Source organism: Chryseobacterium oryctis, assembly GCF_025971925.1.
GTDB lineage: Bacteria > Bacteroidota > Bacteroidia > Flavobacteriales > Weeksellaceae > Chryseobacterium > Chryseobacterium oryctis.
Genome location: NZ_JAPDHV010000005.1, coordinates 180,575 through 194,099, shown reverse-complemented (window position 1 = coordinate 194,099; position 13,525 = coordinate 180,575). Strand labels below are relative to the sequence as shown.

The 13,525-nt window shown below is 33.2% G+C and carries 11 protein-coding genes; 8 read left to right on the top strand and 3 right to left on the bottom strand.

Annotation, left to right across the window (positions count from 1 at the left end):
- Window positions 1–6 precede the first annotated feature (6 nt).
- From rpsL to OH806_RS12550, 8 genes are all read left to right on the top strand, one after another.
- Complete coding sequence (gene rpsL, locus OH806_RS12585; protein ID WP_002983146.1) at window positions 7–420, top strand: 30S ribosomal protein S12; 414 nt, start codon at window positions 7–9, stop codon at window positions 418–420.
- Between the two features lie 22 nt (window positions 421–442).
- Complete coding sequence (gene rpsG, locus OH806_RS12580) at window positions 443–919, top strand: 30S ribosomal protein S7 (RefSeq protein WP_002983149.1); 477 nt, start codon at window positions 443–445, stop codon at window positions 917–919.
- A gap of 6 nt (window positions 920–925) precedes the next feature.
- Entirely contained in the window at window positions 926–3,049 is a 2,124-nt protein-coding gene (gene fusA / locus OH806_RS12575) for an elongation factor G (protein WP_264744023.1), read from the top strand.
- 12 nt (window positions 3,050–3,061) lie between these two features.
- Entirely contained in the window at window positions 3,062–3,367 is a 306-nt protein-coding gene (rpsJ, locus tag OH806_RS12570; protein ID WP_002661363.1) for a 30S ribosomal protein S10, read from the top strand.
- Between the two features lie 142 nt (window positions 3,368–3,509).
- Window positions 3,510–4,334, top strand: coding sequence for a GLPGLI family protein (locus tag OH806_RS12565; RefSeq protein WP_264744022.1), 825 nt, complete (start codon window positions 3,510–3,512; stop codon window positions 4,332–4,334).
- A 229-nt stretch (window positions 4,335–4,563) separates the two neighbouring features.
- The gene (locus OH806_RS12560) at window positions 4,564–6,807 is read left to right on the top strand and encodes a TonB-dependent siderophore receptor (protein WP_264744021.1); all 2,244 of its coding nucleotides are present in this window, start codon (window positions 4,564–4,566) and stop codon (window positions 6,805–6,807) included.
- Between the two features lie 10 nt (window positions 6,808–6,817).
- Window positions 6,818–7,441 (top strand): hypothetical protein, encoded by a 624-nt coding sequence (locus tag OH806_RS12555; protein ID WP_264744020.1) that lies wholly within the window; start codon window positions 6,818–6,820, stop codon window positions 7,439–7,441.
- 56 nt (window positions 7,442–7,497) lie between these two features.
- A complete protein-coding gene (locus OH806_RS12550; protein WP_264744019.1) occupies window positions 7,498–8,721 on the top strand; it encodes a PepSY-associated TM helix domain-containing protein in 1,224 nt (407 codons plus the stop codon).
- An 86-nt stretch (window positions 8,722–8,807) separates the two neighbouring features.
- Here OH806_RS12550 and OH806_RS12545 read toward each other — a convergent pair whose 3' ends face one another.
- The 3 genes from OH806_RS12545 to OH806_RS12535 all read right to left on the bottom strand — a co-directional run bounded on the left by OH806_RS12545 (window position 8,808) and on the right by OH806_RS12535 (window position 13,513).
- Window positions 8,808–11,522, bottom strand: coding sequence for a hypothetical protein (locus OH806_RS12545; RefSeq protein ID WP_264744018.1), 2,715 nt, complete (start codon window positions 11,520–11,522; stop codon window positions 8,808–8,810).
- A 35-nt stretch (window positions 11,523–11,557) separates the two neighbouring features.
- A complete protein-coding gene (locus OH806_RS12540) occupies window positions 11,558–12,535 on the bottom strand; it encodes a hypothetical protein (RefSeq protein ID WP_264744017.1) in 978 nt (325 codons plus the stop codon).
- A gap of 177 nt (window positions 12,536–12,712) precedes the next feature.
- The gene (locus OH806_RS12535) at window positions 12,713–13,513 is read right to left on the bottom strand and encodes a hypothetical protein (protein WP_264744016.1); all 801 of its coding nucleotides are present in this window, start codon (window positions 13,511–13,513) and stop codon (window positions 12,713–12,715) included.
- Window positions 13,514–13,525 lie beyond the last annotated feature (12 nt).

Genomic DNA, 13,525 nt, shown 5'->3' with positions numbered 1-13,525 from the left:
AATTAAATGCCTACTATTCAACAATTAGTAAGAAAAGGAAGAGCCACGCTTGCCAAGAAGAGCAAATCGGCTGCCCTTGATTCTTGTCCACAAAGACGTGGTGTATGTACGAGAGTATATACTACTACACCGAAGAAACCTAACTCTGCACTAAGAAAAGTTGCAAGGGTAAGACTTTCTAACGGTAAAGAAGTTAACGCCTACATCCCGGGCGAAGGACATAATCTTCAAGAGCACTCGATAGTATTGGTAAGAGGCGGAAGGGTGAAAGACCTACCGGGAGTACGTTACCACATCGTAAGAGGTGCATTAGACACTGCAGGTGTAAATGGAAGGACACAGAGAAGATCTAAGTATGGAGCGAAGAGACCTAAACCAGGTCAAGCTGCAGCTGCACCAGCAAAAGGAAAGAAAAAATAATCATTAAATAAGGAATAAGACAATGAGAAAGACGAAAGCGAAAAAAAGACCGTTGTTACCAGATCCGAAATTTAATGATCAATTGGTAACTAGATTTGTTAACAACCTAATGCTTGATGGTAAAAAGTCAATCGCATTCAAAATTTTCTATGATGCATTAGATATCGTAGAAACTAAAAAAGGAGATAACGAAAAAACTGCACTTGAAATCTGGAAAGATGCACTTACTAATGTAATGCCTCACGTAGAAGTACGTTCTAGAAGAGTAGGTGGAGCTAACTTCCAAATCCCGATGCCAATCAGAGCTGATAGAAAAATTTCTATGGCAATGAAATGGTTAATCAAATATTCTAAAGCTAGAAATGATAAGTCTATGGCTTTGAAATTAGCTAATGAAGTTGTAGCGGCTTCAAGAGAAGAAGGTGCTGCTTTCAAAAAGAAAACTGATACTCACAAAATGGCGGAAGCTAACAAAGCTTTCTCACACTTCAAATTCTAATCTGAAATGGGAAGAGATCTTAAATATACAAGAAATATTGGTATTGCTGCTCACATCGATGCAGGTAAGACTACCACTACAGAAAGAATTTTATTCTATACAGGTAAAACTCACAAGATTGGTGAGGTTCACGAAGGTGCCGCTACAATGGACTGGATGGAGCAGGAAGCAGAAAGAGGTATTACAATTACTTCAGCTGCGACTACTTGTAACTGGAATTTCCCAACAGATCAAGGTAAAACATTACCTGAAACTAAACCTTACCACTTCAATATCATTGATACACCGGGACACGTTGACTTTACAGTAGAAGTTAACAGATCTTTGAGAGTATTGGATGGATTGGTTTTCTTATTCTCTGCAGTAGATGGAGTAGAGCCTCAGTCTGAAACAAACTGGAGACTTGCTGATAACTACAAAGTTGCGAGAATGGGATTCGTAAACAAAATGGACAGACAAGGTGCTAACTTCCTTAACGTTGTAAACCAAGTTAAAGATATGTTAGGCTCTAACGCAGTTCCAATTGTATTGCCAATCGGTGCTGAAGAAGACTTCAAAGGGGTAGTAGACTTAATCAAGAATAGAGCTATTGTATGGCATGACGACACTCAAGGGGCAACTTTTGACGTAGTTCCTATTCCTGATGATATGAAGGATGAAGTGTATGAGTACAGAGAAAAATTAGTAGAAGCGGTTGCGGCTTACGATGAAACTTTGATGGAGAAATTCTTCGAAGATCCAGATTCAATTTCAGAAGATGAAATTAATGCTGCATTAAGAGCTGCTACTATTGACCTTTCTATTATACCAATGACTTGTGGTTCTTCATTTAAGAACAAAGGAGTTCAGTTTATGTTAGATGCTGTTTGTAAATATCTTCCTTCTCCAATGGATAAAGATGATATCAAAGGAACAGATCCTAACACTGAAGCTGAGATTTTCAGAAAGCCAGATGTAAATGAACCTTTTGCTGCATTAGCATTTAAAATTGCTACAGACCCATTCGTAGGTAGATTAGCATTCTTTAGAGCTTATTCAGGTAGATTAGATGCGGGTTCTTATGTAATGAACACTAGATCTGGTAGTAAAGAAAGAATCTCTAGAATTTATCAGATGCACGCTAACAAGCAAAATCCAGTAGAATATATTGAAGCTGGAGATATTGGTGCAGCTGTAGGATTTAAAGATATTAAAACAGGGGATACGTTATGTGACGAAAAACAACAAATTGTTCTTGAGTCTATGATTTTCCCAGATCCCGTAATTGGTATCGCTGTTGAACCTAAAACAAAAGCAGATCAAGATAAATTAGGAAATGCTCTTGCTAAATTAGCAGAGGAAGATCCTACTTTCCAGGTTAAAACTGATGAGGCTTCTGGTCAAACAATCATCTCTGGTATGGGTGAGCTTCACTTAGATATCATTGTAGATCGTTTGAGAAGAGAGTTTAAAGTAGAAGTTAACCAAGGTCAGCCGCAGGTAGAATACAAAGAAGCTCTTACAGCAGTAGCAAACCACAGAGAGGTTTACAAGAAACAGTCTGGTGGTCGTGGTAAGTTTGCGGATATCGTATTCGAAATTGGTCCTGCTGATGAAGGTAAAACTGGTCTTGAATTCATTAACGAAATTAAAGGTGGTAATATTCCAAGAGAATTTATTCCTTCAGTAGAAAAAGGATTCAAGGAAGCTATGAAGAATGGTCCATTAGCTGGGTTTGAAGTTGAAGCTATGAAAGTTACATTGAAGGATGGATCTTTCCACGCAGTAGACTCTGATCAGTTATCATTCGAATTGGCTGCTAAGTTAGGTTTCAAAGAATCAGGTAGAGCTGCAAAAGCAGTTATCATGGAACCTATTATGAAACTAGAAGTTGTTACTCCTGAAGAATATATGGGTACTATCGTAGGTGACCTTAACAAGAGAAGAGGTACTGTAAATGGTATGGATGATAGAAACGGAGCAAAAGTTATTAAAGCTTTTGTACCACTTTCTGAAATGTTTGGTTACGTAACTGACCTTAGAACTAACTCTTCTGGTAGAGCTACTTCTTCTATGGAGTTCGAAAAATATGAGCAAGCTCCGCAGAATATTGCAGAACAAGTAATCGCTAAAGCAAAAGGTCAACTTTAAATTTAGATTAAAATGTCACAAAGAATCAGAATAAAACTAAAGTCTTACGATTACAATCTAGTAGATAAATCTGCAGAGAAAATCGTAAAAACGGTAAAGGCTACAGGTGCTGTTGTAAACGGACCTATCCCATTACCAACAAATAAGAGAATTTTCACTGTATTGAGATCTCCACACGTTAATAAAAAAGCAAGAGAACAATTCCAACTTTCTGCTCATAAGAGATTGATGGATATCTACTCTTCTTCTTCTAAAACTGTGGATGCTCTAATGAAATTAGAGTTGCCAAGCGGTGTAGACGTAGAAATTAAAGTGTGATACTAGCATACTTTGCTATGATTATAGAGAATCCCCTTTCAATACGAAAGGGGATTTTTAATTTTAATAATTTGTATTTTGTTATTTTTAGTATTATGTATTGCAAGGTTCTTTTTGTTTTGTATATTTGTGAAAAAATATTATGAAAAAACTACTTCTTATTATGCTGATGTATTCAGTATCTATGATGGCACAAACACACCGATTTATTTATGAATATAAGTTTAAAACTGATTCTACATCGAAGGAACATCGGAAAGTTAATATGGTACTCGATGTAAATCCACAAAATGTTAAATTTTACAATTATGATTTTGTAGTTACAGACTCAGTTAATAAAAAAACCGGAAGCAATAATATAGTATGGGATGATACTCCTGCTCTTATTAGAAAGAGAAATAGCAATACGAATGCTAATTATATACACCTTCAAAATATGTTTATAATAGAAACAAATGATGCTATTAGCTGGAAACTTCATGATGAAACAAAAGTTGTGGATACATATACTTTGCAAAAGGCTACGTCAAAATATGGAGGACGTTTTTGGACAGCATGGTTTAGTAAAGATATTGTCTTTAATGAAGGACCTTATAAATTTAAAGGATTACCAGGACTCATTATGGAGGTTTATGATGATAAGGATAATTTTAAATTTTCTCTTATTAAAAGTTATAAGCTTTCTAAAACTTATGATACTTCAAGTATACTTGAACATTTTGCTGGTCAGACTCCGGTAAAGATTACTGAGGAAAGGCTTAGAAAAATGATGATTGATAATTATAATGATCCTCTTCGAGATTTTAAGACTCATTACAAGAATAATACAGACCCTAATGCCCGTTTTATGGTAATGGGAGTTGAAGTAAAAAGTCCGGAGCAAATCAAGGAACTTTCAGATAAGTTGCGAAAGCATATGAAAGAAAACAATAATCCAATTGAGATTGATAAGGCAATACACTATTAAAAAAGTTGTAATTTAATGTACCATACTATTAGATAATTAAGAGTCATACATTGAGGGAGTTTACTTCTCAAGGATAGATATTACAGGTCGTATTTTTTAATATGGCCTGTAATTTTTTCGTTCTAATTGATTTTATTTAGAATAAATTTAATAAAAGCTGATATTTCTCATTTTCTATTGCTATTTAGAATTAATAAAAATAGTTAATTTTGAGCGAAATTTTAAATCTATGAAAAAGTTAACAACAATTTCTCTTATAGCATTAGGAGCTGTTGTGATGCAGGCGCAGCAAAAAACAGTAACTCAAGACTCATTAAAACATAAGGATATCGAAGAGGTTGAATTATTTGGTGTTACAAATAAACAACCGGAAGGACTTGAAGTGATTACTAGGTTACCATTAAAAACTAGAGAACAAATTCAAAGTATATCTGTTATTTCTCATAAAGTGATTGAAGATTTAGGGGGACTTACTGTAACTGATGTTGCTAAAAATATTCCTGGAGTTACTCAATTTGGAAGCTACGGTGGTACTAAAGAAAGTATGTCTATTCGTGGGTATAGAGGGGTTCCCGTTTTGAAAAACGGAGTGATGATGGATTCTGATTTTAGAACGGGTTCTATGTTGACTGATATGCAGGGAGTAGAAAGTATTCAGGTGATTAAAGGTTCTGCTGCTGTTACACAGGGAATTGGTGATGGTCTTGGTTCTGCGGGTGGAGTTATTAATGTAGTTACTAAAACACCTCAGTTTATTAACAGGGGAAATGTTGGCTTTAGATATGGAAGCTGGGATTTTTACAGACCTACTTTAGATTTCCAGAGAGTTTTGGATTCGAAAGGTCAAGTTGCGGTAAGGTTTAATGCAGCATATCAAAATAACAAATCTTTCAGAGATTATGTTTCTACAGAAAGAATTTATGTGAATCCATCGGTTGCATTCCGTCCGGATAACAAAACAGAAATTGTTGTAGAGATGGATTACATGCATAATGATACTACGCCAGACAGAGGAACGGTAAATTTAGCAACAGGTGATATTAATGCATTGTATGAAATGCCTAAAGGAAAATTTCTTGGTTTTGCTACAGATAATGCGGAAACAAAAACATTTAATTTTTCTACAAGTGCTACAAGAAAGTTAACAGATAAGTTAAAATTAAGAGCAGCTTTCATGAGCTCTTCTTATACACAAGATAATATAGGAGCTTCTCTTTCTCCGATAGATTCTAAGAATCCAAATGAATTTAGAAATAGAAGTATTGGTAGAAGTGGTAGAGAAGATTTAAATAAGGTATTCCAATTTGACTTTATAGGACAGGAAATAAATTCAGGATTTATAAAGCATACTTTTCAGATTGGTTTTGATTGGAAAGAAACGAATGTAACTACTATTTCTTATAAAGCTTATAAAGACTTTATTGCTGAGGAAAACTTGATTGATCCAAAAGCGAAAAAATATAAATATATCAATGAAGGAATGAATGTTTTGGCTGATATAGACAATAATTTACCATATAATATTATCTGGAATGGAACAAGAAGCAACGCTGTGATTACTCCAACATTTGGTTTGATGGCACAAGATGTTTTATCATTTGGTAAATATGCAAAAGCGCATTTAGGATTGAGATATAGTAGACTTAATGCTTCAAATAAAGTTGATGTTGATGCTTGGAATCCGTCTTTTGGGTTAATGCTATTTCCTACAGAAAATCTAAATGTATTTGGTTCATATACAACTACCACATCTCTTCGTTCTGCTAATAATATATTGTTGAGCGGAGGAAATGTTGGAGCTTCTAAAACTAAACAATGGGAAGTTGGAATTAAGTCAGATTGGTTGGGAGAGAAATTAAGATTTAATGTAACGTATTTTAATATTAATACAGATAATCTTTCTTATGAAGTATTGGATTCAAACTATCAACCTATTGTGGATGAGAATAAAAATACTCTTTATGGCTTAGCTGGAAATTTAAAAAGAAAAGGAGTTGAAGTTGAATTAATTGGTAGAATTTTACCAAACTTACAAATTATGACAGGTTGGGCTTATTTAGATGCTCAATATCAAAATAGTCCATCTTATGTAAATGGTTCAGCACCAATGAACGCTCCAAAGCATACCGCAAACGGATGGTTAAACTATAAGTTCAATCAAGGATTATTAAATGGATTGGATATTGGAGCAGGTATTTATTACGTTGGAGAAAGACCGGTTGATGAATGGACTCAATCTACATATACTTCAGCACACGTAAATAGTGTAACTCCCGGTTTAAAGCCATTCATGATGAAGGAATATACAACAGTTGATGCTCAGGTTGGTTATGCATTTAAAAAAGGATTGGGTATAAGAGTGTTTTTCAACAATATATTTGATGCTGTTGGTTATAATTCATATTTCCGAGGTGGGTATATCGACCAAATACAACCAAGAAATTTTGCCGTACAATTAAATTATAAATTCTAATATTTTCAAAATGAAACAAATTAAAAATTTTATATTATTCTCGTTATTTGCTATTGCGATTACAGCATGTTCAGGAGGTGACAAAAAAGGAAAAGGAATAGATTTCACTCCATTAAAAAAAGAGCTTCAGTTGGCGGCTGATAAAGAAAAACAGTTTGACGAAATTGTTGCAAAATATCAGAAAATTCAAAAAGAAAACTTTGAAGCAGCAAAAGCGCAAGGAGGTAAAATGGATCGCGTTGCTTTGAGTATTAAAAGTGAGGAATTGAGAGATAAACAAGCTCAGGAAATGACACAGATTCTTGATGCAGGTCAGATGGAAAAATTCAACAAATTTGTAGATGAAAACTCTAGAAAAAGACCAAGATATAACAATCAGTTGCTGGAGAAAATCAAAATAGAATTACAACTTTCAGATGATCAATTTGCAATGTTGAATGCAGCAAACGATGCTTTTGAAAAATCTTTTAACGATGCACATGATGTGTATCATGGGAATAATGATCTAGCAAAAGAATATTGGGAAAAATTTGACAATCAGAGAAAAGAAGCTGTGAAAAAGGTTCTTACTCCGGAGCAGTACACCATATTCTTGGATCTTGTAAAAGATCAACAGTTCAAGGGTAGAAAATAATAATGATAGAATTTAATTAAAATAAGCATTAAAGCAATATTTGCTTTAATGCTTTTATGTTGAGTATAGTTATGAAAGTTTCAGGATTAAAAAAATCGCTCATCCGCAAAAAAAGAAAGAACGAATCTCGCTTTAAGTATATTATGGGATTGATTCACCTTTGGCTGGGATTACTTTCTTCAGTTGTGATTATTGTAGTTTGTTTATCAGGCTGTATATATGCTTTCAAAAATCAGATTACGGATTTACTTAATAAAGACAAGGTGTTTGTAAAAGAATCTAAAGGTGAAAAGATGTCCGCAGAATACATTCAGAAGAAATTGAATGATGAAGTCAAAACACTTACAAGTATTACGATTCCTGTTGATAAATCCAGAAGTTATGTGGTCTCCTATAGCCAAAATAGTTTAGATAAAGCTGTTTATATAAATCCTTATTCAGGAAAAGACCTTGGAACAGCAGATGTAAGTATGAGTCGCTTTTTTGAAGTGATTTTAGATATTCACAGAAATTTGATGATGGGAAATGTAGGACGACAAATAAATGGAGTTGCAGTACTTATGTTTTGTGTTCTTCTGTTTTCGGGTTTTGTACTTTGGATTCCTCAGAAACTGAAGTTGCTTAAACAGGCGCTTACAATTAAATGGAGCGGGAAATTCCAGAGATTAAACTATGACCTACACAATACACTGGGGTTTTATACCTTTCTTATTCTGTTTTTCATGGCGGTTACAGGATTGTACATTACCTATCCTTGGGTGAAAAATATGCTGATTGTTTCTTTGGGAGGAGATTCAATATCCAATATTTCGGGAGTAGATTCGAAGGAAGATTCTGATGCTTTTGACAGTATATTCAATGATATGTTGAGCCGTCAGAAAGAGAAATCTCAACTGAAGGAAGAAAAAATAGTTTCATTACAGGAAATTTTGGATAAATCAGATAAAATTCTTCCGTACAATGCTGTGACTACGCTTGAACTTCCGAACAAAGAAAATCCGCGTTTTGTGGTAACTAAAATCAACACCGATAATTGGTTGGGAGCAATGCTTCCTGACGAAATTACCTTTGATAAAAAAGGAAATTTTAAATCAAAAGAATTGTTTTCAGAAAAGCCATTAAATAAACAATTTACATCTTTGGCAAAACCACTTCATACAGGCGAAATTTTAGGCTTAAAAAGTGTTATTCTCTATTTTATCGTATGTTTGATTGGGTTTTCGTTGCCTATTACAGGTTTTATATTCTGGTTTCACAGGTTTAGAAAAATTAAAGGTTAAACTTAATCTTAAAATGTTTTAAAATATTCTATCAAAAACAAAAAAAAGGAATCAATTCGATTCCTTTTTTTATATAAAATGTTTAGTTATCTCTTCATAAAATATCCAAAATAGGAACAGCTTCCCATTAAGTTTTTTGCTGTTTCTGTTTCTGCATATTGAGTTTTTAACTGAGCGAAATAAGTTCTGTATTTTTGGTTTTTAATGTCATTCAGTTGCTTCTGGTATGCATCTGTTTTTTCGCTCCATTTTGGGTCAGAATAATCTATATTAGAAGGGTTTTTGCTTTCATATTGATAATACTTTCCTTGTTCGGCACTCGCCATTTGGAAAAGAACTCTCGCTTTTTCTTCTTTATTATTCGAATACTGAAGAGCTTTTTTGTAATAATTAATCGCTAAATCAAAATTATCAGGTTCTATATAGGTTGTATTTAGGAAGTTTTTGTAGTAATATTTATACGGATTCTTTATGTCTGTATTCCAAAAATCATATTTGCCTCCATTGCTATTATCAATATCCATCACGAAAACTTCTCTGTAATATCCCAAAATAGATGTGTTATAAAGAAGATTTCCGATAAGTTGGTTTGCTTTTGCTGCTTTCTCGTCCGTTCCGTTGCCTATTTTCTTCAGTTGAATTAAAACATTTGCTAATTCAAGTTTATTCATAGTGTTTTTAATGAACGGAAATGCAGAATAATCTTCCGCTTGCATACTTTGGTCTGGTGAACTTTGGAAACTTTCCCATACATTATGCCCGAAAATAAGGCTTGAAATATTATTGAAACCATTATATTCAGTCGCTGCATATTTTCTGGGAGTAATTTTTTGGGCGTTATCGCTCCAATCATAATCAACTCTTGGAATTCCTGTGAAGTTTTGAGCTTTTTCGTAGTGAGATTTAGCTTTTTCAAAATCAGTCAGCCTCATTGCTCTGTCACCATAAATTACGTTGAAGAACGCATCAATATCTCCGACCGAATCCATATTTTTAGCAATGATTTGTTGCTCAAACTGGGTTTTATTAGGCTTTCTGTAAAAATCTTCAACACTTTTTACCAAGCTTGAGTTGGGGTTGTACTGAAGGTCAGAAAGTTTATTGTTCATTAAGAACGACTTTCCGTCTTCGCCTTGTAAAAAATAACGGTTTGCCAAAACATCTTTTAGAAAATCTGCTGTGGATGGAACAGAACCGTAAAAATCGTAATCAGTAGTTGCAGTATCTTTTTTTACTTCTTTTTCGATGAAATATTCCGAATAGTTTTTCATTAAATGGTTTTCATATTCAGCAGTGATTTTAGGCTGGGAAACAATATCATTCAGAACTTTCATTCTTTTGATTTCTTCAGCATATTCAGAATTGGTTGTTTTGATATTGTCTAAAATCTCCGAACTTTCGTTGTAATCTTTTTTAAGAAACTTCAGGTAAGCATCTGCAATTTGCCAAAATTCGTCTTTAGATTTTTCTTTTGTTTTATCGGTAAATTTTTCTAAATCGTCTAGGAAATCTTTTTGTTTTTCGTCTCCATACCAATAATAATTGTTGTTTTTAGAATAAGTAGGTATTCTGTTCGGGTTGTTGAGTAATTCGTCATCACTTTGGTCGGCTTTGTTCTCTATTTCTCCACTTTCAGATTTTGAACCTCCGAATAAATTTTTGAAAAATCTTACAATTTTTTGCCAAAAAGAAAGCTCTTCTTTTTTTGGGGGAACTGTTGAACCGGAATTTGTTTCTCCTGTTTTTTCATTCTGTACAGATGGTTTGTTGTTTTCTTCGGAAGTGTAATAATAGGTAGGAAGATAGCTTCTTTCCAATTCATTGATACTTCTGGCTGCCATTACTTTCAGAATTTCAGAATCGGGATTAATGTCATACATTTTTTCCATCAAAGGAATAGGATTAGTAAAATCTTCATATCCTAAAAGGAAATAAGCCATGTTCTTTTCATCATCTGTACCAGCTCTTTTCAAAATGTTGTTGAAAGAAGCAGTGTCTGAAAGTTTCATTGAAATAAAAGCAGATTCTTTACGACTTTTACTGTCTTTGAAAACCTGAAAGAAATTCCAGTTGGCATCACTGTTCATTCCCAGTCCTCTTTGTGCACCCGCCAATTGGTCAAGAGCCATAATGTATGGAGCTCCTTTAGATTTTATAGGTGCAACGTAAGTGTTAAAAGCTTTTGTAGCAGCTTCATAATTTCTTGTATAATGGTTAAAACGAACCAATTGATAACCGTAACGCTGTTTTATTTCCGGATTTTTGGCTGCGTTGTATAATGATGTTAGGGCAGTGATTGTTTTGTTGTAGTCTAGATTAGTAGCGTTTTTTTCATTTCCTCCACCTCCGTAATAGAAAGAATCGGGACTTTCGACATAATTGATTCTCATGAAAGGCTCCAGATACTTCGCTTCAATAAGATAGTCAATTCCTTCTGCATATTTTTGATAAAAACCAAAACCAAGTTTTTTTAGTAACTGATTATTAGGACTACCTTTTTTTAGGTTATTCAAATCATTCATACTCATTTTGTTGACCAAAAATGATGTTTCTGAATAGCTCAGTTCGTTATTAAAATATCTTTTCCATGCTTCTATATTTTCATCAGGAATTAAAGATGGGTTGTAATCTCCATAAAATCTTGTTGAGTAGCTATGTAGAAATGGTAAATAAGATTTGTCTTTAATAATAGTCTGTGTGAAGAGATTAAAATAATCATAATCAGGGTCAGACCAAGCACATGCCTCTGATTGTGTATAAAAAAGAGATAGAACAGCAAATGAAAGAATGTATTTTTTCATATAATATGATGTTTTTTTTGAGTTTTAATAATGTTTTAAAAAATAAAATTCTGGTTATTCACAAATTTACTATCTAATTGATAATAAATAATATTGTAACGCAGCATTTTTTTATTTAAAAAATTGATAACGTCTTGAAGTTGTTCGTCAGAAATTTCTTCAACTTTTATTTTGAATCCTTTATTGAGATAGTTTCCGAAATAAAATCCGTCTTTTTGTATTTCGATTGCGTTTTCAGATATTTTTTTAAAATTGGGATTGTTTAAATCTTTTTTGGATAAAGCATTTATTAATCGATGTTTTCCTAGATGATTCGTAACAATTCCCCAAGAATATATTGGTAAGGCAACTTCAATTTTTTTGATAGGATAATCTTCAATTTTTGAAAGATAATTTTTTAGAATATTAATATCCAGAATTGAATTTTTATCAGAATTTTCCAAAGGTGAGGAGGTGGAGTAGCACATCAAATATACTTTTTCTACCGGAGGAATTCCCGCTTGGTTTTTATCTTTTACCTGATGCAAACGAAGTGTACTGGTAATTTCTTTCCCTGAAATTCGTTTTAATTCCTTTAAAAATTTAAAATAATCGTCACGAGTCCCTGCTGTCCAGTCGCAATCTATTTGGATTTCGTTGTTGGTTTTCAATTGATATTCTCCGGATTTTTTTTGAATCAAATCATAAATGCTTTCCGCAAGAAAAGTGATTTCTTCTTTCGTGATATAAAGGAATGTTCGGTTGGTAATGAAAACAGTCGGAACAATTTGTTTGTTTGTTTCAAAACTTTTGTCTTTGATAATAACTCCGACAGGTTGGAATTTTCCGTCGATTTTATCTACATCAAAAAATCTGGTGTATAAATAGGGAGTTGTGGCTTTATTCAACGCCTCCTTTTCTGTTTTGTCCAAAGCTAATTTGGTTTTCCAGTAATAAAAGGTGTAGTTGTGATTTTCCTTTGATGTGCAAGATTGTATAATAAACAGAAATAATATAAACCTAAATATTTTCATTGCGCTTGGATTGATTTCAGATATCTTTAAATTTTAAAATGGTTTATGAAGTAATTAGTTTTGTTTAAAGGTAGAATTTAATAAATAATTTTCACTATTAAATGTGTGAATTTTAAATAAAAAAGCCACTCCTTTAATCAGGAATGGCAAATATTAGCTTTAACGGGTTATGTATATTTAGAAAACTGTCGCTGCTAATTGAATTCTTGCAAATTTGTTTGAAGGATTCCACATTACCATCATATGTACGGGAAGATTGTAGTGGTCTGTGATTTTGATAGACTTACTCGCTTTCAATCCCACGTTTACGATGTCAAAACTGTTTTTTTCGTTTCCGTAAAGAAAGTTATTGTCATTTAGTGCAAACCCTGCTCCTACAAAAGCATCAAGGTTTACTTTTTTATCTTTAATGACAGGATAACTTGCTTGTAGATACGTTGAATATTTGTTCTTTTTATAAGTGCCGTCTGGTTCTAACACAACTTCACCTGCATTTGCACCTCCGTAAAGTAAGATATCTGCTTCAATATTTAATGGAAAAGAAGGTCCAAAAGTATAATTGGTTCTTAAATCTATAATGTGAGCTGTTCTTCGGTTTGAATAATGGAAAATATCTTCAGAAGCAACTTCGGTATTGATGTTTCTTGAGTTGAACAAATCCCATAATCCGATATAAAATCTTCCGTTCGAATATTGAATATAATAATTGATTTCTTTATAATGGGTTCCATCTTTATCGTCTGCTAAAGAAGATGCTCCCCAAACTCCCAATTTCCATTTTTTATCTTTATCCAAAGCGTAAGAAAGATTTCCCATTACAACAGGTTTATCTGTAATAATTAGTCCTCTCCAAAGGTGATTGTTTTGAATGTTTACAGAGAAATCTAATCTGCTGTCTTCATTAAGTTCGGTGATTTCTTGGGCAAAAAGATTACCCATGCCTAGAAAAACCAGACAAGAAATTAATATTTTTTTCATTGAATAATTGTT

What these genes read in the sequence shown, in the direction of transcription:
- fusA (WP_264744023.1), top strand. Translation starts at nt 926, where the DNA reads ATGGGAAGAGATCTTAAATATACAAGAAATATTGGTATTGCTGCTCAC.
- rpsG (WP_002983149.1), top strand. Translation starts at nt 443, where the DNA reads ATGAGAAAGACGAAAGCGAAAAAAAGACCGTTGTTACCAGATCCGAAA.
- OH806_RS12550 (WP_264744019.1), top strand. Translation starts at nt 7,498, where the DNA reads ATGTTGAGTATAGTTATGAAAGTTTCAGGATTAAAAAAATCGCTCATC.
- OH806_RS12535 (WP_264744016.1), bottom strand. Translation starts at nt 13,513, where the DNA reads ATGAAAAAAATATTAATTTCTTGTCTGGTTTTTCTAGGCATGGGTAAT.
- OH806_RS12565 (WP_264744022.1), top strand. Translation starts at nt 3,510, where the DNA reads ATGAAAAAACTACTTCTTATTATGCTGATGTATTCAGTATCTATGATG.
- OH806_RS12540 (WP_264744017.1), bottom strand. Translation starts at nt 12,535, where the DNA reads ATGAAAATATTTAGGTTTATATTATTTCTGTTTATTATACAATCTTGC.
- rpsJ (WP_002661363.1), top strand. Translation starts at nt 3,062, where the DNA reads ATGTCACAAAGAATCAGAATAAAACTAAAGTCTTACGATTACAATCTA.
- OH806_RS12555 (WP_264744020.1), top strand. Translation starts at nt 6,818, where the DNA reads ATGAAACAAATTAAAAATTTTATATTATTCTCGTTATTTGCTATTGCG.
- OH806_RS12560 (WP_264744021.1), top strand. Translation starts at nt 4,564, where the DNA reads ATGAAAAAGTTAACAACAATTTCTCTTATAGCATTAGGAGCTGTTGTG.
- OH806_RS12545 (WP_264744018.1), bottom strand. Translation starts at nt 11,522, where the DNA reads ATGAAAAAATACATTCTTTCATTTGCTGTTCTATCTCTTTTTTATACA.
- rpsL (WP_002983146.1), top strand. Translation starts at nt 7, where the DNA reads ATGCCTACTATTCAACAATTAGTAAGAAAAGGAAGAGCCACGCTTGCC.